This window comes from Micromonospora sp. C97, from assembly GCF_018070385.1.
In the GTDB taxonomy this organism is placed as follows: domain Bacteria; phylum Actinomycetota; class Actinomycetes; order Mycobacteriales; family Micromonosporaceae; genus Micromonospora; species Micromonospora parva.
Genome location: NZ_JAGPXU010000014.1, coordinates 107,321 through 131,822, shown reverse-complemented (window position 1 = coordinate 131,822; position 24,502 = coordinate 107,321). Strand labels below are relative to the sequence as shown.

Sequence of the window (24,502 nt, the reverse complement as noted above, 5' to 3'; positions counted from 1 at the left end):
CCCCGGGGCTCCCGATCGACGCCACCGCGTCAGTCGGGGGCCCCGGCGAGCTCACGGACCACTGTCAGCATCTCCTGCACCGAGCCGGCCGGGTCGGTGACCGGGAACTGCACCGCCCGCACCACCGCCGTCGGGTCGACCAGCAACGTCAGTCGCTTGAACCGGTTCACCCCGCCCGCCCGGAACACCGGCAGCAGCAGCCCCGCCGCCAGCCGACCATCCTCATCGGACAGCAGGGGAAACGGCAGCTCGGCGTACGCGGCGAAGGCGGCGAGCTGGTCGGGCCGCTGGGTGCTGACGCCGTACACCCGGACACCGGCGGCCTGGAAGTCCGGGTGACGCCTGGCGTAGGTGGTCGACTCCAGCGTGCACCCCCGGGCACCGGGAATCTCCGCCCAGCCGGGCGGGTAGCCGTGCGTCCCCGGCGCGTACGCCCCCGGGAACAGGTAGAGGACGCTCCACGCGTCCGTCGCGGCCAGCGCGACCGGCTGCCCGTCGGCGGCGGGCAGGACGATCTCGGGCAGCCGCCGGCCGACCAGATCATGTGCCCGGCGCGCCTCGGCCGAGCCGGCGTCGGCGGTAGCGGTCAGATCACCGTCACCCATGAGATACCTCGTCCCCCAGTCCTGCATGGCGATCAGCACCGGCAACAGGCCCTCGCCCCGCGCGGTGAGCAGATAGTCGTAGCGGGGCGGGTGGTCCGAATACGGTCTGCGTTCCAGCACACCGTGCTCGACCAGCGCGGCGAGGCGTTCGGTCAGCGCCCGCCGGCTGACGCCCAACTCCCGTTGGAGCCCGTCGAAGCGGGTCGTGCCACCGGCGACGTCGCGAACGATGAGGAAGGTCCACCAGTCCCCCAGCACGCCCAGCGCCTGCGCGATGCCGCAGTCCGCATCGGCAAGATCCTCCCGCCGCACCGTCCACCTCCATTGGTTCCGCCTCGACTATAGTCCGTTCCGGATTGGAACGGACTGGGCGGCGACGGCCGGGTGCCGGCACGCCCCCGCGCGTCGGTTTCCCTCATCGAACGCCACCGCGACCCCTAGCCTGGAAGCGGGGAGCCGCCCGGACTCCCCGACCGGGAGGACCGACATGGCAGCGAACCAGGCGAGCCAGGCCGCGACACGCCGCCGCCGCCAACTCTGGGCCGGCGTCCTCGCCCTCGTCGGCCTGGTCCTGCTGATCATCGGCCTCACCGTCGCCGACGGCGTCGCCGCCTGGGTCGAGGTGGTGGTCGCGATCCTGCTGCTGGTGACCAGCTACATCGTGCAGCACCTGGCCCGCCGCGAGACCGTCTACCAGCCCGACGAGCGCCGCTGACCCCACCGACGGCCGGGCGTACCCCCGATCGTCAGAGGGTTGTGCCAGGCTGTCCGGCGTGGCACACCGACCCCCGATCCTGCTGATCGACGCAGCCAGCCTCTACTTCCGGGCCTACTTCGGCATTCCGGAGTCCGCCGCCAAGGCCGAGGACGGCACCCCGGTCAACGCGGTACGCGGCTTCCTCGACATGCTCGCCACCCTGATCCGGGTGCGCGGCGCCGACCGGATGGTCTGCGCCCTGGACCACGACTGGCGCCCGGCGTGGCGCGTCGACCTGCTGCCGTCGTACAAGGCGCACCGGGTCGCCCCGCAGGGCGGCGAGATCGTTCCGGACACCCTCTCCCCGCAGGTCCCGATGATCCTGGAGGTCCTCGCCGCGGTGGGCATCACCGCGGTCGGCGCCACCGGCTACGAGGCCGACGACGTGCTCGGCACCCTCTCGGTGACCCAACCCGGCCCGGTCGAGGTGGTCTCCGGAGACCGGGACCTGTTCCAGCTCGTCGACGACGCCCGAGAGGTCCGGCTGCTCTACGTCGGGCGCGGCGTGGCCAAACTCGACGACTGCGACGACGCCGCGGTGCGGGCCCGCTACGGCGTACCGGCCGACCGGTACGCCGACTTCGCCGCGCTGCGCGGCGACCCGAGCGACGGGCTGCCCGGAGTGGCCGGCGTCGGCGAGAAGACCGCCGCCCGACTGATCGAGCGCTACGGCAGCATCGCCGGCATCCTGGCCGCGCTCGACGACTCCGACTCGTCCTTCGCGCCCGGCCTGCGCGCCAAGCTGGTCGCGGCACGCGACTACCTGGGCGTCGCGCCGACAGTGGTCCGGGTCGCACTGGACGTGCCACTGCCGCAACTGCCCACCGCACTGCCGACCGCGCCGGCCGACCCGGACCGGCTGCTCGAACTCGCCCAACGATGGAACCTGGCCGGCTCGGCCCGCCGCCTGGTCGACGCCCTCGCCGCCCCCCGCGGCGGCGAGAAGCCGTCGACATCCCCGCAGGCGGGCTAGCCGCCCGACACAACCCGGTCGGGGGACGGGCGGGCGAACGCGCGCCAGTGCCCTCACCCGCTCGTTACCGTCCGTTGAGGCGGACCCACAGGTCCATCGAGTCGAGCGGTTCCGCAGGAGAATCCCGTGCACCTCCCCGCGCCGGAACCCGGGTCACCACGGGCCAGCGGTCCACCGGTGCGCGACCCGGAGGGCCCGCGCCGGGTCACCCTCCTCGAACTCTTCTTCGACCTGGTGTACGTGGTCGCGCTCGCGCTCATCTCGCGGGGACTGGTCGACCAGCTCGACTGGCACCGCGCCGCCGAGGCGCTGATCATGTTGGCCGCCGTCTGGTGGACCTGGGCGATCACCACGCTCGTCACCGACATGTACAACCCCGAACGCACCGCGATCAAGCTACTGATCAGCGCCGTGATGTTCGGCGCGCTGCTGATGACCACGGCGATCCCGGAGGCGTTCAACAATCGAGGGATCGTCTTCGCCGGCACGTACGTGGCGATCCACCTGGGGCGTGGACTGTTCCTGATGCCAGCGGTACGCCGCGAACCACAGACCCAACGGCGGGCGGCCCGCATCTTCCTGTGGTTCGTGGTGTCGGCGATCCCGTGGCTCATCGGCGCATTCGTCAGCGAGGACGCCCGGATCGCCTGCTGGGCCACCGCGCTCGCCATCGACTACCTCGGCTTCCGGCTCGCGTACCCGGTGCCGGGGCTGGGGGTGGTCCCGGAGCAGCAACGCAACGTCACCGCGGAACATCTCTCCGAGCGTTACCAGCAGTTCTTCATCATCGCGCTCGGCGACGCCATCCTGACCATCGGCACCATGTTCAGCATGGAGCACACCGAGGCCGAGAACATCGGCGCGTTCGCTGTGGCGTTCCTGACCACGCTGCTGCTCTGGCGGATCTACGTGCACAAGTCCGGCGAACTGCTGCCGACCGCCATCCAGACGGCCCGCTCCCCCAGCAAGTTCCTGTTCAGCGCGCCGTACACCCATCTGTTGATGATCGCCGGGGTGGTCACCACGGCATCCGGCTTCCACCTGGTGCTGCACGACCCGACCGGGCGGACGCCGCCGGCCTGGCTGGCGGTGATCCTCGGCGGCCCGGCGCTCTTCCTGGCCGGCCGGGCCGCCTTCGAGTACGAGGTGTTCAGCCGGGTCTCCTGGTCCCGGCCCGGTGGGGTGCTGGCGCTGCTGACCATCGCGCCCGCCCTGCTGTACCTGCCGCCGGCCTGCGCCTCCCTCGGTGGGCTGCTGGTGCTGGCCGGCGTGGCCTACGCGGACTTCCGGCGCAGTCACGGCAAGCCACCGGAGGCCCCGTCACCGCCGCACTGAAGCCGGCCGGGCCGCGGGCATCGCCGGCAACGGCTCAGACCAGCGCCCCGGCGTACCCCCGGACCTGCAACCGTTGCCGGGCGGTGCCCGCCAGGCGCACCTGCAGGCCCAGCGGCGCGGCGGCGCGGCGGACGTCGTCCAGGTGCAGCGACCCGTGCCGGTCCACCGTGAGCACCGGCGGTTCTTCGAGGTCACCCTCCGGTGCGTGGAACGAGAGCAGGGTGACCGAGGTGGTGAGGTAACCCGGGTACGCGGCGCGGGCGGCGGCCTCGTCGCGGTGCACGAGCACCACCAGATCGTCGAGGTGGGCGAAGTCGGCGGCCAGGGCGCCCGCCTTCCAGTGCGCCGGTTCCTCAGCCGCGCCGGTCAGGTGCCGCGACCGGTTCGCCGAGGTGATGTAGAGGTGATCCGTGCCGGTCTCGGCGAGCACCCGCTCGAAGAGGGCGTTGGACGGGCAGGTCAGCCCCGGTGCGATCACCTGGGTGGTCCGCATCCCCTGGTCGACCTGGGTGAGGTGGTCGGGGAGCCGGTCGGCGGCCGGCCCGCGGAAGCCGAACGGTCCGGCCCCGTAGAGGGCGTCCATCAGCGCGCGCACCCGACCGACCGGCAGCCGGGGCGAGATCCGCGTCCAGTCGAACATCCCCGGGATCCGGCCGATCGCTGTGGTGATGCTGCCGACCTGGTGGGCCGGTCGACCCTTGGCCAGGTTGACCCGGCGCACGGTGGCCGCGTCCGGGCGGGCGACGATGACGTAGAAGTTGGCGAACGCCGCCGCGACGATCGCGCCGCCGGCGAGCGCGCGGGCCGCGACCGCGACGTCCTCGGGGCGGTCGATGTACAGGGGCGGTGTCGGGGCGTCCATGGGTCCTCCTCGGCGGGGCCGTGAGGCAGTTCTACGTCCACTCAGCCCGATCACGGCGAGGTCGGTCGTCGATCCGATAGCCGACAGGCGCTACCCGGTGCGGGCGGCGGATGCCCGGGCGGTACGCATCGGCGGACGGCATCGGCCGGACGGAGGATCCGCCGCAGGCGGCCTTAGCACGCAACAGTTAGCGGCGCGACCCGATTGGGTACAACCGCTGCACCTCAGATCCACCACATACCTCAGGAGGCAGCGATGCGCGGCACCTCGATTCTCGGAGTCATCGTCGTGATCTGGTTGGTGATCGGCGCCATCGCCGCTGGCCAGCGCGGCTACTACAGCGGTGACGACACCAACTGCGCCGAGGCCGGCACCATCCTGGTCACGATCGTGGCCGGGCCGCTGAACTACATCGGCGCCAACCCGAAGGTCGACTGCAAGCTGCCCGAGCCTTCCAAGTAGGCAACAGACGTGGACCGGCCCGTGCCCCCCGTGGTGGGGCGCGGGCCGGTGCAGTTTTCGGCGAGGTCGCTCCGGAGCACTAGCCCGCCTCCTCCCCCGGCCGTCGAACGGTCGACCGATCGCGTCCCCAGGCGGCCAGCGGCTCGAGGGCGTCGTTGAGGCGCGTGCCGTCCTCGGTCAACGAGTACTCGACGCGGGGCGGCACCTCGTCGTAGGAGACGCGGCGTACGATGCCGTCCGCCTCCATCTCCCGTAGGTGAGAGGCCAGCACCTTCTCCGTGATCCCCGGAAGCAGTCGACGCAGCTCGCCGAAGCGACGCAGGGGGTGCTCGTGGAGCGCCCAGAGGATCAGCACCTTCCACTTGCCGCCGATCACCTCCATCGCGGTGTCGATACCGCAGGCGTGTCCGTCCGCGGTGCCCGGCCGGTTCACCGTCGCCATACCCACCCCTCCGACGTGCTCGCTCACCCCCGGGTAACCACGCACCTCGACGTGCGTACTTGATCACCTGGGGGCCGGTGACCAGCCTAATCGGCATGGAACCGAACACTGTGGAGAAGCCCTCCGTCACGATGCTGGGACTCGGCGCGATGGGTACCGCGCTTGCCCGAGCCTGGCTTGTCGCCGGCTACCCGCTCACCGTCTGGAACCGCACCCCGACCCGCGCCGCAGCGCTCGTGCCCGAAGGGGCAAGGGTCGCGGGCAGCGCCGCACAGGCGGTCGCGGCAAGCACCCTGGTCGTCGTCTGCCTGTTGGACGACAGCTCGGTCGACCAGGTGCTGGCCGGCGTGGACCTGATCGGCCGGGATCTGGTCAACCTGACCACCAGCACCCCTGCCCAGGCCCGCGCCCGCGCGGCGTGGGCCCGCCGACGCGGCGCGCGGTACCTGGACGGTGGAATCATGGCTGTCCCACCGATGGTCGGCGTCCCGGAGGCCGGCGGCTACGTCTTCTACAGCGGCTCACGAGCGCTGTTCGAACGGCACCGGGAGACGCTGGGCGTTCCGGTCGGCACCACCTACGTCGGTGAGGACGCGGGCTTCGCGGCCCTGCACGACGTGGCTCTCCTCAGCGCCATGTACGGGATGTTCGCCGGGGCCGCGCACGCATTCGCCCTGATCCGCCGGGAGGACATCGACCCGTCGGCGCTCGCCGCACTGCTCGCCGACTGGCTCGTCGCGATGGTCCCGGCGGTTCACCAGACCGCCGACCAGCTGCGCAGCGGGGACTACACCAAGGGGGTCGTCTCCCCTCTCGCCATGCAGGTGGCGGGCACGCCGACCTTTCTGAGCACCGCCGAGCAGCAGGGCGTCAGCCCCGAACTGCTCAGCCCCTACTTCGACCTGATGCGCCGCCGCCTGGCGGAGGGCGGTGGCGAGGAGGACCTGACGGGCGTCATCGATCTGCTGGTGCGGTGACGGTGTCCGGTGGCTGGAGGCGGTCCTTGGCACCTGCCGTCGTCCACCGCACACCGCCTACGGCATCCTAGGAGGCTGGTTTGCGGCCTGTGGCGTTTGTCCGCGCCGGGGCCGGGAACCGCCGATGCCTCAGTCAGCGAAACGGGATCGGGAGTGCGGGCATGCAGATCGGCTACAAGTTGGCCTCGGAGGGGTACGGCCCGCAGGAGATCATCCGCCAGGCCGTCCTGGCCGAGCGGGCCGGCTTCGACTTCGTCGAGATGAGCGACCACTTCCACCCCTGGCTGGACGCACAGGGGCACTCGTCCTTCACCTGGAGCGTGCTCGGCGCCATCGCGGCCAGAACCAGCACCCTGCGTCTGGCCACCGGTGTCACCTGCCCGACCGTCCGCTACCACCCGGCGATCATCGCCCAGGCCGCGGCGACCATGGCACTGATCTCCGACGGCCGGTTCACCCTGGGCGTGGGCGCAGGCGAGCGGCTCAACGAGCACGTGGTCGGGCAGGGCTTCCCCAGCGTGCGGGGCCGACACGAGCGACTACGCGAGGCGCTGGAGATCATCCGGCTGCTCTGGCAGGGCGGCTACCAGTCGTACGAGGGACGGCACCTGCACCTGGAGGACGCCCGAGTCTTCGATCTGCCGGACACCCTGCCCGTGATCGCGGTGGCGGCCAGCGGTGAGGCGTCGGCGCGGCTCGCCGCCGAGTTGGGCGACGGACTGTTCGCCACCGACGCGGACGCGTCGATCGTCGAGCACTACCGACGCGCGCAGGGTGCCGGCCCGCGCTACGCCGAGGTGCCAGTGGCCTGGGCCACCGACGAGCAACAGGCGGTGCAGGCGGTGTTGCAGACGAGCCGGTGGATGGTGACCGGCTGGAAGGTGATGAGCGAGCTGCCGAACCCGGTCAACTTCGACGCGGCGAGCGCGTACGTCGAGGAGAAGCACATCCGGCAGCTCTTCGCCGTCGGCCCGGACCCGGAACCGCACGTCGCCAAGGTCCGGTCGTACGTCGAGGCCGGCTTCGACCACATCGTGCTGCAGAACGCCGGCCCCGACCCGGACGGCTTCCTCGACTTCTTCGCCGGCGATCTCGCCGGCCGGCTACGTGCGATGGGGTGACGCCGACGGGCGGCGGGGGTGACGCCCGCGGGCGGCGTTTGACCGGGGCGGGCACGGGCGAGCCGCCCCGACCGATCACCGGGGCGGCTCGTCCGCGTTCTCGGGATGAGGTGCGCGAGTCGACGTTCAGCGGAAGCAGTGCGCGATCGGCACCTGGCTGCCCTCGCAGTTGGTCGGCTCGTTCTCGACGACCACGCTCTCATCGTCGATCTTGACCTGGGCGTGCATGCCGAAGACACCACCGGGCTTCAGCGTCGACGCGTTGTGGGTGACCTTGCTGGTGTAGATCGCCACCGAGCCCGCGCTGGCGTAGATGCCGCCACCCTGGGACGCCGCGCCGACCGCCTCGTTGCGGACCACGTCGCTGCCCCGCACCAGCAGATTCGCCTTCTCGGCGTAGATGCCGGCACCCAGGCCGTGGGTGGTGTTGCCCTCGACCACGCTGTCGTCGAGCGGCGTCAGGCCCTTCACCGTCGAGATGCCGCCGCCGTTGACAGTGGACGTGTTGCCCCGGATGGTCATCGTGCGCATCACCAGCACCGCGTCGGAGTTGGCGGCGCCGCCGCCGACCTGGGCGGTGTTGTTGAGCAGCTCGGTGTCGGAGACCTTCGTGCGGGCCGAGAAGCTGGCCAGCCCGCCCCCCTGGGCGGCGCTGTTCTGGGTGAAGGAGACGCTCTCCACGTCGGCGGCACCCCGGTAGTTGCCGAGCCCGCCGCCGTAGCCGTTGGCGCTGTTGCGGTGGAACTCGGAACGCTTCAGCGTCAGGACACCACCGTTGAGCAGGCCCCCGCCCTTGCCCGCGGCGCCCGATGCGCTGTTGCCGACGAACGTGGAGTCGGTGACCACCATGTTGCCGTCGTTGAAGATGCCGCCACCGCCGCCCTCGGGCGACAGCGAGGTGCTCTGCGAGACGGTGACCCGTTCCACCACGGCGGTGGCGCCGTGCACCACGTGCACACTGCCACCCTCGATGGCCGAGCGGCCGTTGTGCAGTTCCATGTCCCGCAGGGTCAGCTCGCCGCCGTCGCGGACGGTGAAGAAGCGGAACGGGGCGGCCTGGGCGTCGCGGGCGATCGTGGCGCCGGCGCCGTCGATCGTGATGGCCTGGTAGATCACCGGCAGTCCGGCGGTGTCATCGGCCGGGTTGTGCGGCGGCGCCTCGGCGTCACCGGGGGTCTCCGCCGCGTCGGCCGCCTCCCGGGCGTCGCGGATTCCGCCGTCGTACTGGTCGGTCTCGTGGAACGCCTCGGTGAGAGTGTAGCGGCACTTGGGCGCGAGCCGGAGTTCGCCGCCGCCCTCGGCGTTGGCGGTCACCAGCGCCGCGACCAGCTTCGCGGCGTCGCAGGGAACCGACACGACGCCCCGCTTGCCGGTGCCCGGGGTGCTCGGACGGTCCTGTTCCGGGCCGTCCTGGTCCTGCTGCGTCGCCCGCCGGTCGCCGTCGCGGCGGTCGTCGTCAGCCGCCGGGGTCAGTCGGGCCAGACCTGGGAGGGTGAGGGCGCGGTCGGCGGCGGCAGCCGCTCCGGCCACGCCCACGACCAGGCTCCCCGCCAGTAAACCGCCGGCTAAGAACCATCGGGACCGCCGTCTGGGTCGACTCGCGCGGTCTCCCTCTCGGTACGTGGACATCAACGGTGCCTACCTTCCTGCCTACCTGACGTGACCGCGCCGATCCGGGCGCGGAGGGCCCGACATGCTCGCCGACCACCAAACGTCACGATAGGTCCGCAATACGGACAGGAAGGTGTGAACGTGAATAGTGCCCTCTTTCATCTTCAATGCCGGCAAATCGGCATCGACGTCACCCGCCGACGTGGATCCCGGGCCGGCGCAGCGGGTCCCGTTCGGTGCGTCGGATGATCTCCCGCACCACCGGCGGGGTGTCCCCCCGACCCAGGATGAGGTAGCGCGCCAGGTGCGCGATCGGGCTCCCCTCCGACCACTCGAAGTGCGCGTGCGGCCGGACCCCGGTGGCGTCCCGCAGGGCCAGCAGGATCGCGGCGATCGCGTTGGGCGCGGCCGGACTGTTGGCCCGCAACACCCGGAAGCCGCCCACCTCGATCCCGTGGACGCGCAGCACCTGGCTGAAGTCCGACGGATCCACCACATCGATCTCCAGGAACAGCACGTCCGCGGCGCCGGGCACCGGGTTCATCCCGCGTTGCGCCCGCTCCTTGATCGTGTACTCCTTCACCGAACCCTTCTGCCGCTTGTTCGCGATCAGGTGCAGCTGCCCGTCGTGCGCCAGCGACTCGGTGATGAACCGACGGGCCGGTTCGTCGAACTCGATGCGCTCGGCCCGCAGCTCGGTGGTCCGGGTGACCCGGGAGACCAATGAGACCGCGATGATGCCGAGGATGAACAGCGCGGAGATCGTGATCCCGTCCGGCTGTTCGATGACGTTCTCCAGCAGCGCGTACAGCAGCACCAGGGTCAGCACGGTGAAGCCGATCGCCGAGGCGCGCCGGTGGCGACGGGCCGCGGAGATCGTCACCGCCACCGCCCCGGAGACCATCATCGCCAGGATCCCGGTGGCGTACGCGCCGGCCTGGGCGTTGACGTCGGCGCGGAAGGCGATCGTGATGGCGACGCTGACGACGGTGTAGACGATCACCACGGGACGCACCGCCCGCGCCCACTCCGGCGCCATCCCGTACGACGGCAGGTAGCGCGGCACGATGTTGATCAAGCCGGCCATGGCCGACGCGCCGGCGAACCAGAGGATGAGCACACTGCTCACGTCGTAGACACTGCCGAACACCTCACCCAGGTAGGTGTGCGCCAGGAAGGCCAGCGCCCGCCCGTTCGCGGCGCCGCCCGGCGCGAACTCCTGCTTCGGGATGAGCGCCGTGGTCACGAAGGTCGTCGAGATCAGGTACACCGACATGACCAACGCGGCGGTGGTGAGCAGTCGGCGCGTGTTGCGGATCCGGGCGGCGAGCCGGGCCTGCTGGTCCGGACCATCCGCCGCGACCAGGGGCATCATGCTGACCCCGGTCTCGAAACCGGAGAGCCCCAGCACCAGCAGCGGGAACGCCAGCACCGCGGTGAGCAGCACGTGGCCCGGTCCCCCGCCGGTCGTGGTGATCGCGGCCGTCCAGTCCGACACGATGCCCGGGTCGGCGGCGATCCGGGCCACCGCGACCACGACGATCACCGCGTTGAGCACCAGGAAGACCGCGACCAGCGGGATGGCCACCACCACCGCCTCGCGGAATCCGAGCAGGAACACCCCGCCGAGGATCAGCAGCAGCACCACGGTGACCACGACCGGCACCAGGGACCCGTGCACCGTGTCCGGCAGGTACGGGTTCTCCAACAGGTGCACTGTGGCGTCGGCCGAGGAGAGGGTGATCGTGATGATCCAGGAGGTGGCCACGAAGCCGAGCAGCACCAGGACGAAGATCTTGCCCCGCCAGAACGGCAACAACCGCTCCAGCATCGCCACCGAACCCTGACCGTGCGGGCTCTCCTGGGCCACCCGCCGGTACATCGGCAGCATGCCGAAGAGAGTGAGCGCGACGATCAACAGGGTCGCCAACGGGGAGAGCGCACCGGCCGCCACCGCCGCGATGCCCGGCAGGTACGACAACGTGGAGAAGTAGTCCACGCCGGTCAGGCACATCACCTGCCACCAGGCGTGCCGACGGCTCTGCCCCTCGATCGCCTCGGGGCCGGGCGGCTGCACCTGGTGCTGGAAGAGCCACCGGCGCAACGGGCTGGTCGGCGACAGTGAGCGGGCCGGGGTGGCCACGCGTTCGGGCACCACGACACCCTGCCGGCCGCCCCGGTGCGGGCGGGCCGGATCGCGGGCCGCCCGCAGTGCCGGGTCCGGCCCGGTCGGCGTATGCCGGCGTCCGTTCCAGCGTCGTGGTTTAGCCCGGTGCTCGTCACCCATCGCCAGTCCCACCCTCACAGGTCCTGATCCGACGGTAGGCGCTGCCCCGGCGCCCGGTCGGCGGAACCGGCCACCTGTTCGGCCTGCTCAGGACAGGTCCGCGACGGCGAGCAGCCGGGCCAGCGCGGGTGGGTCGGTGACGGTCACCGTGGCCGCCGGGTGCCGCAGCCGCCCGCCGGGCAGCAACGCCGGCACCGGTACGCCGAAGCGCAGACAGATCCCGCCAGCCGTACTGCTGCCGAAGGTCGCACCGCCGTCGGCCAGCGACAGGTGCGGGCCGATCGCCCGCCACCAGCGGTACGGCCCGCTCAGCTCGACGGCGACGACGTTGTCCCGGGCGGTCCGCAGCCGCCACGGCCCGTACCGGATCATCAGATCCCGTTCGCTGACGGCGACCCAGGCCGTCGCCGGACGGACCCCCAGCAGGGCCAGCATCGGCCGGAACGCCGCATCGAAGCGGAACGGAAATCGCGTCGCGACGCCGGTCATCGGGCGCCGGGCCGCGCGGTGGGTCGCGACACCGGGCCGCCCGGCCGCAGCGGGCCGGGCCGCGCGGGCCGGGGGCGGGCGGCGGGCCGACGCCGGGCCAGGACAATCATGGCGCGGGCGTACCCGATCCGAGCCCGCCGACACCCCCGGATCCGCACGCCGTCGACGCGCCCCCACCCGGCGGTCCCCCACCGCCGGCCGACACCCCCCGGGCCGGCCGACGGTGGCAGACGGTCGACACCCCCCGGGCCGACCGGCTGTCCCCGCTCGTGACCGACCCGATTTCGGGTGGCCAGCGCGGGGTGGAACTGGTGGGACGCGCTCCCGCGCTCCGCCGCCCCCCACGGGGCGGAGCGCGGGAGCCCCCCGTCCCGGCTACTGCAGGAACGCCCCGAGGGGCGAGAGCAGCAACCGGCCGAGCGCCGCGGCGTTGTCGTCCAACCGCGTGCGCTCACACTCGCGGGCCTGCGGGTCGTGCCGGCACCGCCAGATCTTCTGCGCGTTGCGCCAGGCGACATCGCGCGTGTACTCGACCAGTTCCCCCTGGTACCAGTCGTCGATGTCACCGTTGAGCATGTCGATGAGCAGCTGCCACCGCTCCAGGTAGCCACGGCGCAGGCCGGGGATCTTGTCCGCGAAGATGTTGTTGATCTCGAGGTAGTCGTGGTGCTGGTCGCTGCCGTCGACCGGCTCCGACTCCAGGTGGTCGAACGTGGTCACCAGGGCGAACGGCAGGTCGAAGTTGATGTGCGCGTTCACCCCGGCCGCCGCCGAGGGCAGCGGGCGGGCGTCCGGCCCCCGCATCCGCTCGAACAGGCACGACCACGCCTTCGGGGTGCCGGGGCTGGAGTCGGTCCACAGCCGCATCGCGTCGAAGTAGCGGGCGGCGAACTCGACGTCGAGCCGGGAGAGGAAGACCGGGTCGATGAAGCGGTCGTCGTACAGCCCGTCCAACACGCTGCTGGTGATCGTCAGGTAGAGCTTGTTGAAGTCGGCCAGCGGGCAACTGGCCTCCAACGGTGGCAGCCGGACCAGCATGTCCTGCAGCTTGGTCAAATGATCGACCACGGCCGGCACGTCCGCGGGGTGGTCGGCGAGCAGGTCGACGATGTCCCGGTGCACGGGCCCCCAGACCGGTTCGATCATTTCTCCTCCATTGTGGTCGGCGGCATCCCCCGTGCCGTCGTCGACGCGGCTCAGCCTCTCAGCCGACACCGGCCCGCCGGATCAGTAGAACGACGTATCCCGGCGCGCACACGCGCGCCGGGATACGTCGTGGTGGTAAGTCAGCCCCGTTGGTTGCGCAGCTGGATCGCGCTGGCCTGCACCCGGGTCCGGACCTGGAGCTTGTCGAAGATGTGCGACACGTGCACACCGATGGTCCGCTCGCTGATGAACAGCCGCTGCCCGATCTCCTTGTTGGTCAACCCCTCCGCGACCAGGGCGAGCACCTCCCGCTCCCGTGCGGTGAGCGCCGTCAGCTCGTCGTCGGACGCCTCCGCCGGTGCGCTGCGCGTACCGGTGGTGGTGTCGCGCTCGTCCAGCGACACCCGGGCCCGCCCGGCCAACTCGCGGATCTCCGAGGTCAACGGCACCGCACCCAGCCCCTGCGCCACCCGGTACGCCTCCCGCAGGAGCTTGCCGGCGGTGGCCAGCCGGCTGCGGCGGGCCAGCAGCGCCTCGGCCTGCCGCAGCCGCGAGTAGGCCGCCGGATAGGGGTGGTTGCGCCGATCCCACTCGGCGGCCGACACCGCCCACAGCTCCGGGTCGCTGCCGTCGAGGCGGCTCACCTCGGCGGCGCACAACGCCAGGAAGCCCTCCACCACCGAGCGCACCGGCCGGGCGGCGCCGGCGCTCTTGCGGGCCATCCGGTCGGCCACGTCGCGCAGCCGGCGCACCGCCGTCGGGTCCACCTCCACGGTGCGGCTGGCGTGCGCCTCCGCCTCGGCGCGCAGGCCGTGCCAGACCAACGCGGAGAGGATCATCACGTCGTCGGAACGGCTCTCGGTGAGGCCGCGCTGCACGGCCTGCCGCGCCACGTCGTGCCGACCCTCCCACATGGCCAGCCCGGAGCGCAGGGTGAGCAGCGGAATGACGTGCCGCGCCCCGCCGCCGGCGAGCAGGGTCGCCACCGCGTCGAGGTCCCGACCGGCGGCCTCGATGTCGCCGTAGCCCACCGAGAGCCGGCACCGGGCCAGCAGCAGCTCCACCGCGTCCGCACCGGACGGTCGGTGTCGCAGCGCTACGGCCACCACCTTCTCCGCCTCGGCCCACTGGCCCACCCGGAACAGCCCGTTGATGGCGATGGCCAGCAGCCGGGTGCCCCAGGTGCGGCCCAGCCCCAGCTCGGCCACCCGTTCGGCACCCCGACGGGCCACCACCACACCCTCTTCGAGGATGTTCAGCGGCCCGGTCAACAGCTCCGCCAGGTGCAGGTACGCGCAGGCCACATCCTCCGGCTGACCGGCGCGCTCGGCGGTGTCGAGGGCGTCACGCATGACCGCCAGGCCGGCGTCCGGGTCTTCCAGGAAGGCGTCGCTGAAGCCCAGCGCCGAACTGGCCAGCACCACCTCGGTCGTCGAGCCCGCCACGTTCTCGGCCAACGCCAGCGCCTCGCGGGCCCGCTCGCCGGCGTCGGCGTACCGGCCGAGGTGCAGCAGCAGCTCGGCCAGCCGGGCGGCGGCGGTGGCCCGGTCCCGGGGGGAGCAGTCTTCGGCCTTCAGCGCCCGCTGGTACTCCTCCTCGGCCAACGCGGAGCGACCGGCGGCGGCCAGGTAACGGGCACGGCGGATGTGCAGCGCGCAGCTCGGCTCGCCACCGCGCAGCGCGACCAGCTCCTCCAGCAGGGCCAACGCGCGGGCGTGCTCCCCACAGTGGTGGGCCGCCTCGGCGGCGTTCTCCAGCAACTCGACCCGGTCCACCGTCGACGGGCCCGGCTCGGCGGCCAACTGCAACGCCGCAGACCAGTGCCGGTGCGCCTCGGCGTAACCGTGCAGCCGTTCGGCCTCCTGCGCGGCGGCCACCGCCGCCGGCAGGGCGCGTGCCGGTTCGCCGGCCAGTCGCCAGTGGTGCGCCAGCCGGGCCTGGTGCAGCTCGCCCGGCGCCGTGGTCAGCGCCTCGGCGTAGCGGCGGTGCAGCCCGGAGCGCTCGGCTGGCAGCAGCTCGTGGGCCAACACCTCGGCGACGAGGCGGTGCCGCAGCCGGTAGCCGTCGTCGGCGCCGACCAGCAGCCGGTGCGCGACAGCGGCGCGAGCCGCGGCGATCAGCTCGTCCTCCGGCATCCGCAGCACCTCGGCCAGCAGCCAGTGCTGCACCGGCTCGACACCGGCGGCCACCGCGTGCACCACGGCGTGCGCGTGCTGGGGCAACGCGTCGACGCGGTCGAGGAAGATCTCCCGCAGTGTCTCGGACAGGCCGTCGCGGCCGTCGCGCAGGTCGCGGGCCAGTTCCTCGATGACGAACGGGTTGCCGCCGCTGCGCTGCCACACCTGCTCGGCCGCGTCGGCGCTCAGCGTCCGGCCGACCACCGCAGCGGCGAGCGTCTCGGTGTCGGCCCGACCCAGCGGCGCCAGGTCGAGCACCCGCACCGTGCGCAGCCGACGCAATTCGGTGAGCACCCGACGCAGCGGGTGCGCGCCCTGCAACGACTCGGCCCGGACCGCGGCCAACACCGACAGCTGAAGATCACCCAGGCCGGCGAGCAGGTAGAGCAGAAGCTGACGGGTGCTGCGGTCGACCCACTGCAGGTCGTCCAGGATCAGCACCAACGGCCGACCCTCGGCGATCAGGTGCAGGCCGCGGGAGACCCGCTCCAGCAACGCGCCCGCGCCGTCCGGGCCGGCGGTCTCGTCGGCGAACATCTGCAGCAGCCCCCGCACCGCCGAGGAGGTGCGGGCGGGCGAGGCGGACACTTCGGTGTCGAACCGGCGCAGCGCCTGCAACAGCGGGTGCAGCGGTGAGGCGTCGCCGATGTCCAGGCAGCTGCCGGTGAGCACCACGGCACCCCGCTCCCGCAGGCGGTCGCCGATCTCATCCAACAGCCGGGTCTTTCCCACACCGCTCTCGCCGGTCAGGAAGACCGCCGCGGTCTGCCCGTGCGCGCCGTCACCGAGCAACGCGGACCGAACCGTCTGCACCAGCTCGGCCCGGCCCACGAGCGGTGCGGTGTCCACATCGCTGGCCATGCCACGCAGCCTAATCACAGGGCCCCGCACCGTTCTACGGCTGCCTGCCGCTTGTGGTACTCCTCGCGTCGACTTTGCGACTAAAGGTTGCAGGTGGCCGACATACGTCGTTCTGCAGATCCCCCGTCGGCCCAGGAGTGCCAATCTCCGGAGGTGATCAGGCAACCGCGGGGAGAAAGGCCGGTGCGACACCCATGACCACCAGCATCATCGTCGACACGCAACGGACCGTCACCCCGCTCTGGCCGGTACCGCAGGAGAGGCGCGTCGTCACCGTCCTCTTCGCGGACATCGTCGGCTCCACGGCCCTGGTGGGCCGCCTCGACCCGGAGGACGTCCGGGCGTTGCAGCAGGCCTACTTCGACACCGTCGCCGGTGTGCTGCACCGCTGGCAGGGGGTGGTGGAGAAGTACATCGGCGACGCCGTGATGGCCCTCTTCGGCGCGCGGCACTCCGACGGCTTCGACGCCTACCGGGCGGTGCGCGCCGGCCTGGAGATCCAGGCCGCGCTGGACCGCCGGCCCATGGTCGGCGACATCCGGCTGCGCGTCCGCGTCGGGGTGGCCACCGGCGAGGTCGTGGTCGACCTCGGCGACGTCGTCACCGGCGGGCACGGCGTGGCCAGCGGCGCGGTGATCACCGCCGCCGCCCGCCTGCAGGAGTACGCCGCACCCGGCGGCGTCGCGCTCTGCGCGGCCACCGCCCGCGCCACCGCCGGCCTGATCACCCAGCGTCAGCTGACGCCGGTGCCGGTGGCCGGTCGGGTGCCGCCGGTGCCGCTGTGGCACGCCGTCGGCCCGGTCCGTCCCGGCGCCGACCGGCACGACGGTCCGCTGATCGGCCGACGCCGCGAACTGGCCACCATCCGCGACCAGTTGGGCGGGGCCATCCGGGACCGGGCGCCACGCTGGATCTCCCTGGTCGGCCCCACCGGCAGTGGCCGCAGCCGGCTGCTGCACGAGCTGACCCGCGGCCTGACCACGGTGGACGGTACGCCCGTCCGCTGGTGCGTGGCGGCCTGCCAGCCGTACCCCGATCAGGTGTTGGCGCCGGTCGCGCACCTGCTCCGAAACCTCGCCGGGATCCGGCACAGCGACGGCCCGGCGGCGGTCCACGACCGGCTGGTCACCGCCCTGACGCCGCTGTTCCCGCCGACCAGGGTGGCCACCGCCGTCCCGGCGCTGCAGCGCCTGCTGACCACCCCGGACGGCTCGGCCGCCGCCCTCGCCGGCGCGGCGATCTGCCGGGAGGTCCTGCTGCGCCTGGCCGCCGACCGGCCGCTGATCGTGGCCGTCGACGACCTGGACCGGGCCGCGCCGGCGGTGAGCCGGTTCCTGCACGCGTTGTTCCGCGCGGCGACCGAGCGCGCGCTGCCGCTGGCAGTGCTCACCGTGCACCAGCCGCAGTGGGCCGACACCCGGCCCGGTCCGGCCCGACGGGTGACGATCGGCCCGCTGGCCACTGTGCAGTCCGGCCGGCTGCTGCGCCACCTGCTCAGCCGGGCCGGGCAGCCGGTGGCCCTGGTCGACCGGCTGCTGCCGCTGGTGGGAGGCCGCCCCGGGCACGCGACGGCGTACGTGACGTCGCTGGTGGACGGCGCCGACCCGGCGGCACTTGCGCTGCCCGAGGCGGTCCGCCGGGCGGTCGGCGCGGAAGTGGACCACCTCGACGGTGAGCGGCGGGCGGTGCTGATGGCCGCCGGCACCCTCGGTGGCCTCATCCACGGCGCGGCAGTGGACCGGGCACTCGGCTGGACGCCCGGCCGGTCCGCACCCGCGCTGCGCGGTCTGGTCGCCGCCGGGCTGCTGCGTCCGCACCGCGTCGACGGGTACGCGTTCGCCGCGCCCGCGCTGCGCCAGGTCGCCGCCGAGCGGTTGCCCCGCGCCCTGCGCGCCGTCTTCGCCAGCCGAACCGCCGACACGCCGCGCCTCGACACCGTCCACGCGCACACCGCCGACCCTGCCGAGGCGGTCGGCACCGGCGTCGTCGACGCCGCGACCGCGCAGGTCGTGCGTCTCGACGCGGTCCGCTCCCGGGCCGGCCTCGACACCACACTGGCCCCGGTGTCGCGACCGGGTGCCAACGGCCCGGTGCGGCACCGACCCGTTCGCACCCCGACGATGGCCACCGCGCCGGCCGCGCCGAATCGGCAGACCCACCGTTCGCCGGGTTCCGGTCGGCTGCGGGTCGTCGGGTCGGCCGGTGACGGGCCGCCGACCCCGGCCGCCTCGACGGCCGCGTCCCGACGCAACGCGGCCGGGCACTGGCCCCCGGAGGTCGCCCGATCCCGGGCGGCGATCAGCGCCAGGCCCGCCGTACCGGGCTCCGCCCGACGGGGTGCGCTCGTCGGCGTCGGGGAGACACCCCCGTTACGCGGCACGCCCGGTACGCCGTCGCCGCGCTGGTCGGACGCTCTGGCCGCCTGCGCCTGAGGTGGCATCGAGAGCGAGGCGCCCCCACCTGGGGTGAGCTGGCTTGCCACCGTCCGACGGGAGCGGGCGAGCCGGTCACCCGGCGTGACTAGGATTGGTCCCGTCATGCTGCTACGGGTGCTCGGGCCGCTTGAGGTCGAGGTCGACACAGGCGGGCCGGTCGACCTCGGCGGCCCCCGGCAACGCGCCGTGCTCGCGCTGCTGCTCGCGGCCCGGGGCGAGGTCGTCTCCGTCGGTCAGCTGATCGAGGATCTGTGGCGGGGTGACGCGCCACCACGGGCGATCGCCTCCCTGCAGGCGTACATCTCGCACCTGCGCCGCCTGGTGGAACCGGCCCGCGAACGCCGGGCGCCGGCCCGGGTCCTGGTCACCGCGGCACCGGGTTACGCGCTGCGGCTGCCCGCCGACGCCGTCGACGCCGGCCGGTTCGAGACCCTGCTCGCCGAGGCGCGCGCCGTCGGCCCCACCGACCCGAGCCGGGCACGTCACCTGCTGCGCGACGGCCTCGACCTGTGGCGCGGTCGGGCGTACGCCGAGTTCGCCGGGGAGCCGTGGGCGCAGCCGGAGGTGTTGCGGCTGGAGGAGCTGCGCCTCGGCGCCCGGGAGTTGCTGCTCGACGTGACGGTGCGCTGCGGCGACGCGGCCGAGGCGGTGCCGGAGGCGGAGTTGCTGACCCGGCAGGCGCCGCTGCGGGAGGAGAGCTGGCGGTTGCTGGCGCTGGCGTTGTGGCATACCGGCCGGCAGGGCGACGCGCTCGCCGCGCTGCGGCGGGCGCGGGCGACCCTGGCCGACCAGCTCGGTCTGGACCCGGGCCCGGCGTTGGTCGAGGTGGAGTCCGCGATCCTCGGCCAGCGCCTCGACCTGCTGCCACCGGCGACGCCGGCACCGGTACGCGCCGGGCGACAGGTGTCGCAGGAGGTCTTCGTCGGCCGCGAGGTCGAGGGGGAAGCGCTGCGGCAGGCCGCCGCCGACACGGTGGCGAGCGGGCCGCGTGTCGCAGTGCTCAGCGGTGAGGCCGGGGCCGGCAAGACCAGCCTGCTCACCCGGTTCCGGCAGGAGCTCACCGACCACGGCTGGCTGGTCACCGTCGGCCGTTGCCCCGAGGTCGACGGCGCCCCGCCGGCCTGGGCCTGGGTCGAGGCGCTGCGGCAACTCGCCGAGCAGGCACCCCCGGGCGACCTCGCACCCGCGCTCGCCCCGCTGCTCGGCGGCGACGGTGAGCCCGGTGGCGACGTCACCGCCGGCCGGTTCCGGCTGCACCGCGCGGTGGGCACCTGGTTGGACGCCGCCGCGACCCGCAGACCGGTCGCCGTGATCCTCGACGACCTGCACGCCGCCGACGCGGAGACCCTGCTGCTGTTGCAGAGCGTCACCGAGATGACCACCGGCGCCGTCCTGTTCGTCGCGGCGCTGCGGCCCGCGGACAACGCCGACCGCCTCGCCGAGACGATGGCCGTGCTGGCCCGCCGGTCACCCCACCGGATCCCGCTGGGCGGCCTGAGCACGTCCGAGGTCGAACGGCTGCTCGGCGCGCTGGCCCGGACCACCGTCGACCCGGACACGGTCGCCGCGTTGGCCGAGCGGACCGGCGGCAACCCGTTCTACGTCCGGGAGTCGGCGCGGCTGCTCGCCGCCGAGGGCACGCTCGTCGCCACCTCCGACGTGCCCGAGGGCGTACGCGACGTGCTGCGCCGACGGCTCTCCCGGCTGCCGGCGACGGCCGTGTCGGTGCTGCGCCTCACCGCCGCCGTCGGGCGGGAGGCTGACGTGCCGACGCTCGTCGACGCCGCCGGCACCGACGAGGCCACTGTGCTACGGGGGCTGGAGGCCGGGCTGGCCGCCGGACTGCTCACCGAACCGGCGCCCGGGCGGGTGCGGTTCGTGCACGGCCTCGTCTGCGACACCATCTACACCGACCTGCCGCAGCTGCGCCGCACCCGCCTGCACGCCCGGATCGCCGCCGCCACCCGCCGGTTGCGGCCCGACGACTACCCGGCCCTCGCCCACCAGTACGCCCGCGCCGCGTCGGCCGACACCGCGCCGCTCGCCGTGGACTACGCCATCCGGGCCGCCGAACTGGCCGAGCGACGGTACGCGTACGACGCCGCGATCGAGCTGCTCAGCAACGCCGTCGAGGCCGCCGCCACGGTCACCGGGGACCGCGACGCGCTGCGGGTCGACCTGCTCGGCCGGCTGTTGCGCGCCTATGCGCGCGCCGGTGCGGTGGCCGCCGCCCGGCAGACCCGCGCCCGGGCTTTCGACGTCGCCGCGCAGTCCGGCCGCGACGATCTGCTGGTCGCGGCGTTCACCGCGTGGACCGTCCCCACCCCGTGGCTGACCCACGAGTACGGCGTGGTGGACCACCGCGTCGTCGAGGTGCTCACCCGGCTGCTGCGCGCCGACGACCTGGACCCGGTTGCCCGTTGCCGACTGCTGGAGGCGCTCGCCACGGAGTTGGACGGCGAATCCGACCCGCGCGGCGTGGCGGCCGGGCGGGAGGCGTTGGCCCTCGGGCGGCGCCTCGACGACCCCGAGCTGCGGGCCCTCGGGCTGGCCGCGCGGATGCGCACCATGAGCTACGAGCGGGAAGCGCCGGCCCGTCGGGAGCTGGCCGTGGAGCTGCGCGACCTCGCCGACGAGCATGGGCTGGTGACCTACCGCTCGGTCGCCGAGCAGGTGCTGGGCCACTGCGCCGCCGCCCTCAACGAGCCGGACGAGCTGCGCCTCAGCGTCGCCCGGCAGGGGTGGCTGGCCGAGACGTACCAGCTGAACGAGGCGCAGACCATCAACCTGTGCTCGTTGGGCACCCTCGCGCACGTCGCCGGTGACTTCGTCGCCGCGCAACGGCACTACGACGAGGTCGCCGCGCAGATGCGGCGGCAGGGTTCGCTGCACGCCGAGTCCTTCCACTACTTCTCCACCGGGACCCTGCTGATCAGCCAGGGACGGTTCGGTGAGCACCTGGCGGCGACCCGGCGGATCCGGGAGTCGCTGGGTCCGATCGTGGACGACCTGCTGGCGCTGGCGTTGATCGGGAGCGGACGCCTGGCCGAGGCGCGGGCCATGCCGATCGGGCGGCACACGTACCGCCCGGACTACTTCGAGTCGGCGTTGCTCACCGTCCGCGGGATGGTCATCGTGGCGCTGGGTCGACGGGACCTGGCCCAGCCGGTGATCGACGCGCTGCTCCCGGTCAGCGACCAACTGGCCGGTTTCTCCACCACCGCGGCCGTGGTGCGGCCGGTCGCGTTGACGCTCGGGGAGCTGTGCCGGCTGCTGGGCCGCACCGAGGAGGCGACCCGGCACTTCACCCTCGCCGCGCGGGTGGCCCGCCGGTGGGAGTCGCCGCACTGGCTGGCCGAGGCGACGGGGGCGTTGGCCGGCTGACCGGCACGGTTGGCGGATTCCAAGCCGGTTACAAGTGACACCGAGCATGATCAACAGATCTGTGCCAGTTGATCCCTCGGAAAGGTCACCGTGAACCAGAACCACCGCGAAGCCATGGCCGACGTGCGCGACATGTACATGGCGCACTCCGCGCTCCGTCGCGAATTCAGCCTGCTGCCGCAGCTCGTCCGGGACGTCACACCGGGCGACACCAGGCGCGCGGAGGTCGTCGGCGCCCACGCCGAGATGCTCTGCCACATCCTGCACCTGCACCACGAGGGCGAGGACCTGCTGCTGTGGCCGCTGCTGCTGGAGCGCGGCGGCGCGCAGGCGACGGCGATCGTCCCCACCATGGAGGCGCAGCACCACGCCATCGAGGACGCCCACGCGGCGGTGGTGGCCCTCCTCCCCCAGTGGCGTCGTACCGGACGCGACGGCGAGCAGCTCGCCGACGCCCTGGAACAGCTCCGCAGCGCGCTGATCGAGCACATGGCCCTGGAGGAGAAGGAGATCCTGCCCCTGGCGGAACGGCACGTCACCGCCAGGGAGTGGATGCGGCTCGGCGAGCACGGGATGAGCAAGTCCTCGAAGAAGCAGCTGCCGTTGGCCTTCGGCCTGGCCATGTACGAGGGCGACCCGGCAGTGGTCAAGGCGGTGCTCGCGCACGCCCCGCTGCCGGCCCGGTTGCTCATGCCGATCATCGCGCCCCGGCTGTTCGCCAACCACGCCCGGCGGGTGCACGGCACCGCCACTCCCCCACGCATCGGCGCCACCGCCAACTGAGCGGGGTCGGCGGCTCAGTCGACCGGCCAGGGCGACGAGGTCACGCCCCCGGGCCTGGTGATCAGCAAGCGGCCAGGAAGGCCAGCACGCGCGGCCAGGCCGCCGCGCTGGCGTCCGGGGAATACTCAGCCACCTCCGGATCGGTGAACAGGTGGCCCACCCCGGGATAGCGGAACACCGTCAGGTCGGCGCCGGCGCCGGTCATGGCCCGCTGCCACTCGTCGACCTCGTCCGGGACGTCGTACGGGTCGGGGTCGGCGAGGTGCAGCTGCACCGGCAACCCGGGTCGGACCGCGTCCGGGGCCCCACCGGTGCCGTGCAGCAGGAGCAGACCGGCAGCGTCGGGGCGCTCGGCCAGCAGCGCCCCGGCCACCCCGGCGCCCATCGAGAAGCCGGCGAGCACGGTCTGCGGTGGCAGGTCACGCAGCGCGGCCCGGGCCCGGTCCAGCACCACCTCCTGGCCGATCTTGTCGAGCAGCGCGAAGCCCTCCTCGACGGTGTCGGCGGCCGGGACGCCGTACAGGTCGGGGGTGCTGACCTGGTGCCCGGCGGCGCGCAACCGGTCGGCGGCGGCGCGCACGGCGGGGCGCAGCCCGTACACGGAGTGAAACAGCACGACGTGTCGCATCCGGTCATCCTGCCGCAGCCGGGCGACAGTCCGGGGTGGCCACGCCCAGCGGGCGTCAGACCAGTGCCGTCAGCCGCGCGACCAGGTCGGTCGGTGCCGGCATCCCGGCGATCTCGCGGCTGACCTGTGCGGCGGCGGTACGCAGGCGCTCGTCGGTGAGCAGCTGGGTCAGGGCCCGCGCGGTGATGTCGCGGGGACGCAGCGCCAGACCGGCGCCCCGGCGGGCCACCAGCTCGGCGTTGTGCCGCCGGTCCCCGGGACCCGTGGTGGCCAGTTGGGGCAGGCCGGCGGCGAGGGCACCGAGGACGCTGCCCGCCCCACCGTGGTGCACCAGCGCCGTGCTCGCCGGCAACGCCTCGTCGAGGGGGATCCAGTCGACCACCCGGACGTTGCCGGGCACCGAGCGGGCCGACCGTTCGTCGGGACGGACCAGCACGATCTCCGCGTCCACCTCGGCGGCGGCGGCCACCACGGCGGGCATCGGCCCCCGGTCGCCGGGGCCGGTCAGGGTGCTGCGGGTGACCAGGATCCGCTGGCGGTCACCCGGCTCGCGCAGCCAGTCCGGCAGCTGGCCACCGCCCACGTAGGACGAGTAGCGCATCGGCCAGCCGCCCTGCGTGGCAACGCTGGGCGGGGCCACGGCCAGGGCGGCGGCCGGCGCGGGCAGCTCGGTGAGGCCGTAGCGGCGCAGCGCACCGCCGAGTCGGGCGACGGTGGCGCGGACCAGATCCCGGCCGTCGAAGAGGGCGTTCTCCTGGCGTACGGCCGGCACGTCGAGGCGCGCGGCGGCGACCGCACCGGCGACCGCGAACGGCTCGTACACCACCAGATGCGGCCGCCAGTCGGTGGCCAGCGCGACCACCGGGTCGGTGAGCTGGTCGTTGAGCGCGCCGAACAGCAGGCCGGCGCCCCGGGTGCCGGCGGTGCCGGCCAGCTCCGCGCGGGCGATCAGCGGATGGCGAGGGAAGACCCGCAGCGCGATCCGCCCGAAGTCGAAGCCCGGCGCGATGTCGTGCACCGACAGACCGGCCTCGGCGGCGGCCAGGCCCCCACCGCCGGTGGCCACCAGCACGTCGTGGCCGGCGTCGCGCAGCGCGACCGCGAGCGGCACCAGTGGGAAGACGTGCCCGACGAGCGGGGCGGAGACCACCAGCACACGCATGCGCG

The 24,502-nt window shown here is 73.3% G+C and carries 19 protein-coding genes; 9 read left to right on the top strand and 10 right to left on the bottom strand.

Annotated features, from left to right (window positions below):
- Positions 1–29: 29 nt before the first annotated feature.
- Complete coding sequence (locus tag KBX26_RS19770; RefSeq protein WP_210866112.1) at positions 30–917, bottom strand: winged helix-turn-helix transcriptional regulator; 888 nt, start codon at positions 915–917, stop codon at positions 30–32.
- 175 nt (positions 918–1,092) lie between these two features.
- Here KBX26_RS19770 and KBX26_RS19765 point away from each other — a divergent pair, with 175 nt between their 5' ends.
- The 3 genes from KBX26_RS19765 (at position 1,093) to KBX26_RS19755 (ending at position 3,670) form a co-directional block, all read left to right on the top strand.
- A complete protein-coding gene (locus KBX26_RS19765) occupies positions 1,093–1,320 on the top strand; it encodes a hypothetical protein (RefSeq protein ID WP_030327581.1) in 228 nt (75 codons plus the stop codon).
- A 58-nt stretch (positions 1,321–1,378) separates the two neighbouring features.
- Positions 1,379–2,335: a 5'-3' exonuclease gene (locus tag KBX26_RS19760; RefSeq protein WP_210866111.1), complete on the top strand. Its 957-nt coding sequence runs from the start codon at positions 1,379–1,381 to the stop codon at positions 2,333–2,335.
- 177 nt (positions 2,336–2,512) lie between these two features.
- A complete protein-coding gene (locus KBX26_RS19755) occupies positions 2,513–3,670 on the top strand; it encodes a low temperature requirement protein A (protein ID WP_307857863.1) in 1,158 nt (385 codons plus the stop codon).
- Between the two features lie 34 nt (positions 3,671–3,704).
- Here KBX26_RS19755 and KBX26_RS19750 read toward each other — a convergent pair whose 3' ends face one another.
- On the bottom strand, positions 3,705–4,532 hold the full coding sequence (locus KBX26_RS19750; protein WP_210866109.1) for a hypothetical protein: 828 nt from the start codon (positions 4,530–4,532) through the stop codon (positions 3,705–3,707).
- Between the two features lie 255 nt (positions 4,533–4,787).
- On the opposite strand from KBX26_RS19750, the gene KBX26_RS19745 reads away from it, so the two are divergent.
- On the top strand, positions 4,788–4,994 hold the full coding sequence (locus tag KBX26_RS19745; RefSeq protein ID WP_030327576.1) for a hypothetical protein: 207 nt from the start codon (positions 4,788–4,790) through the stop codon (positions 4,992–4,994).
- A gap of 79 nt (positions 4,995–5,073) precedes the next feature.
- Here the strand turns inward: KBX26_RS19745 and KBX26_RS19740 are convergent, their stop codons facing one another.
- The gene (locus KBX26_RS19740) at positions 5,074–5,481 is read right to left on the bottom strand and encodes a helix-turn-helix domain-containing protein (protein ID WP_307857862.1); all 408 of its coding nucleotides are present in this window, start codon (positions 5,479–5,481) and stop codon (positions 5,074–5,076) included.
- 50 nt (positions 5,482–5,531) lie between these two features.
- Between KBX26_RS19740 and KBX26_RS19735 the strand changes: the two genes are divergently transcribed.
- Positions 5,532–6,413: an NAD(P)-dependent oxidoreductase gene (locus KBX26_RS19735; RefSeq protein ID WP_210859618.1), complete on the top strand. Its 882-nt coding sequence runs from the start codon at positions 5,532–5,534 to the stop codon at positions 6,411–6,413.
- Between the two features lie 161 nt (positions 6,414–6,574).
- Positions 6,575–7,534, top strand: a complete 960-nt coding sequence (locus tag KBX26_RS19730) for a TIGR03557 family F420-dependent LLM class oxidoreductase (RefSeq protein WP_030327573.1) — start codon at positions 6,575–6,577, stop codon at positions 7,532–7,534.
- Positions 7,535–7,660: 126 nt separating this feature from the next.
- Here KBX26_RS19730 and KBX26_RS19725 read toward each other — a convergent pair whose 3' ends face one another.
- The 5 genes from KBX26_RS19725 to KBX26_RS19705 all read right to left on the bottom strand — a co-directional run bounded on the left by KBX26_RS19725 (position 7,661) and on the right by KBX26_RS19705 (position 16,105).
- The gene (locus tag KBX26_RS19725; RefSeq protein WP_030327572.1) at positions 7,661–9,163 is read right to left on the bottom strand and encodes a hypothetical protein; all 1,503 of its coding nucleotides are present in this window, start codon (positions 9,161–9,163) and stop codon (positions 7,661–7,663) included.
- Positions 9,164–9,335: 172 nt separating this feature from the next.
- A complete protein-coding gene (locus KBX26_RS19720; RefSeq protein ID WP_210866108.1) occupies positions 9,336–11,432 on the bottom strand; it encodes an amino acid transporter in 2,097 nt (698 codons plus the stop codon).
- Positions 11,433–11,519: 87 nt separating this feature from the next.
- The gene (locus KBX26_RS19715; protein ID WP_030327569.1) at positions 11,520–11,921 is read right to left on the bottom strand and encodes a hypothetical protein; all 402 of its coding nucleotides are present in this window, start codon (positions 11,919–11,921) and stop codon (positions 11,520–11,522) included.
- 375 nt (positions 11,922–12,296) lie between these two features.
- A complete protein-coding gene (locus KBX26_RS19710; protein ID WP_030327568.1) occupies positions 12,297–13,067 on the bottom strand; it encodes a DUF5995 family protein in 771 nt (256 codons plus the stop codon).
- A gap of 140 nt (positions 13,068–13,207) precedes the next feature.
- On the bottom strand, positions 13,208–16,105 hold the full coding sequence (locus tag KBX26_RS19705) for a LuxR family transcriptional regulator (RefSeq protein ID WP_210866107.1): 2,898 nt from the start codon (positions 16,103–16,105) through the stop codon (positions 13,208–13,210).
- A 194-nt stretch (positions 16,106–16,299) separates the two neighbouring features.
- Between KBX26_RS19705 and KBX26_RS19700 the strand changes: the two genes are divergently transcribed.
- The 3 genes from KBX26_RS19700 to KBX26_RS19690 all read left to right on the top strand — a co-directional run bounded on the left by KBX26_RS19700 (position 16,300) and on the right by KBX26_RS19690 (position 22,707).
- Positions 16,300–18,537, top strand: a complete 2,238-nt coding sequence (locus tag KBX26_RS19700) for an adenylate/guanylate cyclase domain-containing protein (protein ID WP_051708076.1) — start codon at positions 16,300–16,302, stop codon at positions 18,535–18,537.
- Positions 18,538–18,642: 105 nt separating this feature from the next.
- The gene (locus KBX26_RS19695) at positions 18,643–21,924 is read left to right on the top strand and encodes a BTAD domain-containing putative transcriptional regulator (protein ID WP_210866106.1); all 3,282 of its coding nucleotides are present in this window, start codon (positions 18,643–18,645) and stop codon (positions 21,922–21,924) included.
- Between the two features lie 90 nt (positions 21,925–22,014).
- A complete protein-coding gene (locus KBX26_RS19690; RefSeq protein ID WP_030327564.1) occupies positions 22,015–22,707 on the top strand; it encodes a hemerythrin domain-containing protein in 693 nt (230 codons plus the stop codon).
- A 61-nt stretch (positions 22,708–22,768) separates the two neighbouring features.
- Here the strand turns inward: KBX26_RS19690 and KBX26_RS19685 are convergent, their stop codons facing one another.
- Both KBX26_RS19685 and KBX26_RS19680 read right to left on the bottom strand, forming a co-directional pair.
- On the bottom strand, positions 22,769–23,335 hold the full coding sequence (locus KBX26_RS19685; RefSeq protein WP_030327562.1) for a dienelactone hydrolase family protein: 567 nt from the start codon (positions 23,333–23,335) through the stop codon (positions 22,769–22,771).
- A 55-nt stretch (positions 23,336–23,390) separates the two neighbouring features.
- Positions 23,391–24,497: a nucleotide disphospho-sugar-binding domain-containing protein gene (locus tag KBX26_RS19680; RefSeq protein WP_210866105.1), complete on the bottom strand. Its 1,107-nt coding sequence runs from the start codon at positions 24,495–24,497 to the stop codon at positions 23,391–23,393.
- Between the last annotated feature and the right edge of the window lie 5 nt (positions 24,498–24,502).

Coding starts and splice junctions, on each gene's coding strand:
- KBX26_RS19750 (WP_210866109.1), bottom strand. CDS start 4,532: ATGGACGCCCCGACACCGCCCCTGTACATCGACCGCCCCGAGGACGTC.
- KBX26_RS19685 (WP_030327562.1), bottom strand. CDS start 23,335: ATGCGACACGTCGTGCTGTTTCACTCCGTGTACGGGCTGCGCCCCGCC.
- KBX26_RS19680 (WP_210866105.1), bottom strand. CDS start 24,497: ATGCGTGTGCTGGTGGTCTCCGCCCCGCTCGTCGGGCACGTCTTCCCA.
- KBX26_RS19725 (WP_030327572.1), bottom strand. CDS start 9,163: ATGTCCACGTACCGAGAGGGAGACCGCGCGAGTCGACCCAGACGGCGG.
- KBX26_RS19700 (WP_051708076.1), top strand. CDS start 16,300: ATGACCACCAGCATCATCGTCGACACGCAACGGACCGTCACCCCGCTC.
- KBX26_RS19705 (WP_210866107.1), bottom strand. CDS start 16,105: ATGGCCAGCGATGTGGACACCGCACCGCTCGTGGGCCGGGCCGAGCTG.
- KBX26_RS19715 (WP_030327569.1), bottom strand. CDS start 11,921: ATGACCGGCGTCGCGACGCGATTTCCGTTCCGCTTCGATGCGGCGTTC.
- KBX26_RS19710 (WP_030327568.1), bottom strand. CDS start 13,067: ATGATCGAACCGGTCTGGGGGCCCGTGCACCGGGACATCGTCGACCTG.
- KBX26_RS19735 (WP_210859618.1), top strand. CDS start 5,532: ATGGAACCGAACACTGTGGAGAAGCCCTCCGTCACGATGCTGGGACTC.
- KBX26_RS19765 (WP_030327581.1), top strand. CDS start 1,093: ATGGCAGCGAACCAGGCGAGCCAGGCCGCGACACGCCGCCGCCGCCAA.
- KBX26_RS19720 (WP_210866108.1), bottom strand. CDS start 11,432: ATGGGTGACGAGCACCGGGCTAAACCACGACGCTGGAACGGACGCCGG.
- KBX26_RS19730 (WP_030327573.1), top strand. CDS start 6,575: ATGCAGATCGGCTACAAGTTGGCCTCGGAGGGGTACGGCCCGCAGGAG.
- KBX26_RS19745 (WP_030327576.1), top strand. CDS start 4,788: ATGCGCGGCACCTCGATTCTCGGAGTCATCGTCGTGATCTGGTTGGTG.
- KBX26_RS19695 (WP_210866106.1), top strand. CDS start 18,643: ATGCTGCTACGGGTGCTCGGGCCGCTTGAGGTCGAGGTCGACACAGGC.